Annotated in this window: 2 rRNA genes; both read right to left on the bottom strand. The window is 51.4% G+C overall.

Annotated features, from left to right (window positions below):
• Nucleotides 1-3: 3 nt before the first annotated feature.
• Nucleotides 4-119, bottom strand: a 5S ribosomal RNA gene (gene rrf / locus HCB38_RS14965).
• A gap of 77 nt (nt 120-196) precedes the next feature.
• A 23S ribosomal RNA gene (locus tag HCB38_RS14960) occupies nt 197-3,128 on the bottom strand.
• Between the last annotated feature and the right edge of the window lie 36 nt (nt 3,129-3,164).

Raw genomic sequence — 3,164 nt, 5'->3', positions numbered from 1 at the left:
ATTGCCCGGCAGCGACCTACTCTCGCAGGGGGAAGCCCCCAACTACCATTGGCGCAGAGAAGCTTAACTACCGTGTTCGGGATGGGAACGGGTGTGACCTTCTCGCCATAACTACCAGACAATATTGAGTTGTTGAAAGATTGCTCTCTCAAAACTAGAGAAGAAAGTTTTCAGTTAGGTAACTTCGTTTCATTTTTTGGTTAAGTCCTCGATCGATTAGTATTTGTCCGCTCCATGTATCGCTACACTTCCACTCCAAACCTATCTACCTGATCATCTTTCAGGGATCTTACTTTCCGAAGAAATGGGAAATCTCATCTTGAGGGGGGCTTCACGCTTAGATGCTTTCAGCGTTTATCCCTGCCACACATAGCTACCCAGCGATGCTCCTGGCGGAACAACTGGTACACCAGCGGTGTGTCCATCCCGGTCCTCTCGTACTAAGGACAGCTCCTCTCAAATTTCCTGCGCCCGCGACGGATAGGGACCGAACTGTCTCACGACGTTCTGAACCCAGCTCGCGTGCCGCTTTAATGGGCGAACAGCCCAACCCTTGGGACCGACTACAGCCCCAGGATGCGACGAGCCGACATCGAGGTGCCAAACCTCCCCGTCGATGTGGACTCTTGGGGGAGATAAGCCTGTTATCCCCGGGGTAGCTTTTATCCGTTGAGCGATGGCCCTTCCATGCGGAACCACCGGATCACTAAGCCCGACTTTCGTCCCTGCTCGACTTGTCAGTCTCGCAGTCAAGCTCCCTTGTGCCTTTACACTCTGCGAATGATTTCCATCCATTCTGAGGGAACCTTTGGGCGCCTCCGTTACTCTTTAGGAGGCGACCGCCCCAGTCAAACTGCCCACCTGACACTGTCTCCCCACGCGCTAAGCGTGGCGGGTTAGAATGGTCATACAGCCAGGGTAGTATCCCACCATTGCCTCCTCGTATGCTAGCGCACACGTCTCTTCGGCTCCTACCTATCCTGTACAAGCGGTACAAACATTCCATATCAGGTTGCAGTAAAGCTCCACGGGGTCTTTCCGTCCTGTCGCGGGTAACCTGCATCTTCACAGGTACTATAATTTCACCGAGTCTCTCGTTGAGACAGTGCCCAGATCGTTGCGCCTTTCGTGCGGGTCGGAACTTACCCGACAAGGAATTTCGCTACCTTAGGACCGTTATAGTTACGGCCGCCGTTTACTGGGGCTTCAATTCGTACCTTCGCCGAAGCTAAGCACTCCTCTTAACCTTCCAGCACCGGGCAGGCGTCAGCCCCTATACGTCACCTTACGGTTTTGCAGAGACCTGTGTTTTTGCTAAACAGTCGCCTGGGCCTATTCACTGCGGCTCTCTCGGGCTTGCACCCTAATAGAGCACCCCTTCTCCCGAAGTTACGGGGTCATTTTGCCGAGTTCCTTAACGAGAGTTCTCTCGCTCACCTTAGGATTCTCTCCTCATCTACCTGTGTCGGTTTGCGGTACGGGCAGTACTTCTCTTCCTAGAGGCTTTTCTTGACAGCGTGAAATCAGGAACTTCCGTACTTAATTTCCTTCCCCATCACAGCTCATGCTTCGCAAGAAGCGGATTTGCCTACTTCTCACACTCACTGCTTGGACGCACATTTCCATTCGTGCGATTCCCTATCCTTCTGTGTCACCCCATCGGTTAAACAATTAGCACTGGTACAGGAATCTCTACCTGTTGTCCATCGCCTACGCCTATCGGCCTCGGCTTAGGTCCCGACTAACCCTGAGCGGACGAGCCTTCCTCAGGAAACCTTAGATATTCGGTGGAAGGGATTCTCACCCTTCTTTCGCTACTCATACCGGCATTCTCACTTCTAAGCGCTCCACCAGTCCTTCCGGTCTGACTTCACCGCCCTTAGAACGCTCTCCTACCACGAACCTCTAAAGAGGTTCATCCACAGTTTCGGTAATATGTTTAGCCCCGGTACATTTTCGGCGCGGGGTCACTCGACCAGTGAGCTATTACGCACTCTTTCAATGGTGGCTGCTTCTAAGCCAACATCCTGGTTGTCTAAGCAACCCCACATCCTTTTCCACTTAACATATATTTGGGGACCTTAACTGGTGGTCTGGGCTGTTTCCCTTTCGACTACGGATCTTATCACTCGCAGTCTGACTCCCGAGTATAAGTACATGGCATTCGGAGTTTATCTGAATTCGGTAACCCGAGAAGGGCCCCTAGTCCAAACAGTGCTCTACCTCCATGACTCTTTACCTCGAGGCTAGCCCTAAAGCTATTTCGGAGAGAACCAGCTATCTCCAAGTTCGATTGGAATTTCTCCGCTACCCACACCTCATCCCCGCACTTTTCAACGTGCGTGGGTTCGGACCTCCAGTAAGTATTACCTTACCTTCATCCTGGACATGGGTAGATCACCTGGTTTCGGGTCTACGACCTGTTACTTATGCGCCCTATTCAGACTCGCTTTCGCTACGGCTCCGCTTTTTCCGCTTAACCTTGCAACAAATCGTAACTCGCCGGTTCATTCTACAAAAGGCACGCTATCACCCATTAACGGGCTCTAACTACTTGTAGGCACACGGTTTCAGGAACTGTTTCACTCCCCTTCCGGGGTGCTTTTCACCTTTCCCTCACGGTACTGGTTCACTATCGGTCACTAGGGAGTATTTAGCCTTGGGAGATGGTCCTCCCGGATTCCGACGGAATTTCACGTGTTCCGCCGTACTCAGGATCCACTCTGGAGGGAAAGCCATTTCAACTACCGGGCTGTTACCGTCTTTGGCGGGCCTTTCCAGACCGCTTCATTTATAACTTTCTTTTGTAACTCCGTATAGAGTGTCCTACAACCCCAAGAAGCAAGCTTCTTGGTTTGGGCTCTTTCCGTTTCGCTCGCCGCTACTCAGGAAATCGATTTTTCTTTCTCTTCCTCCAGGTACTTAGATGTTTCAGTTCCCTGGGTCTGCCTTCCTCACGCTATGTATTCACGTAAGGATACTATCCGACTAAAGATAGTGGGTTCCCCCATTCGGAAATCTCTGGATCAACGCTTACGTACAGCTCCCCAAAGCATATCGGTGTTAGTCCCGTCCTTCTTCGGCTCCTAGTGCCAAGGCATCCACCGTGCGCCCTTTCTAACTTAACCAATTTACTTCTACGAAGTAAAGGTTGTTTTTCTGAT

It is taken from the genome of Listeria farberi (assembly GCF_014229295.1).
Lineage (GTDB): Bacteria > Bacillota > Bacilli > Lactobacillales > Listeriaceae > Listeria > Listeria farberi.
This window is presented reverse-complemented; position numbering and strand designations above follow the sequence as displayed.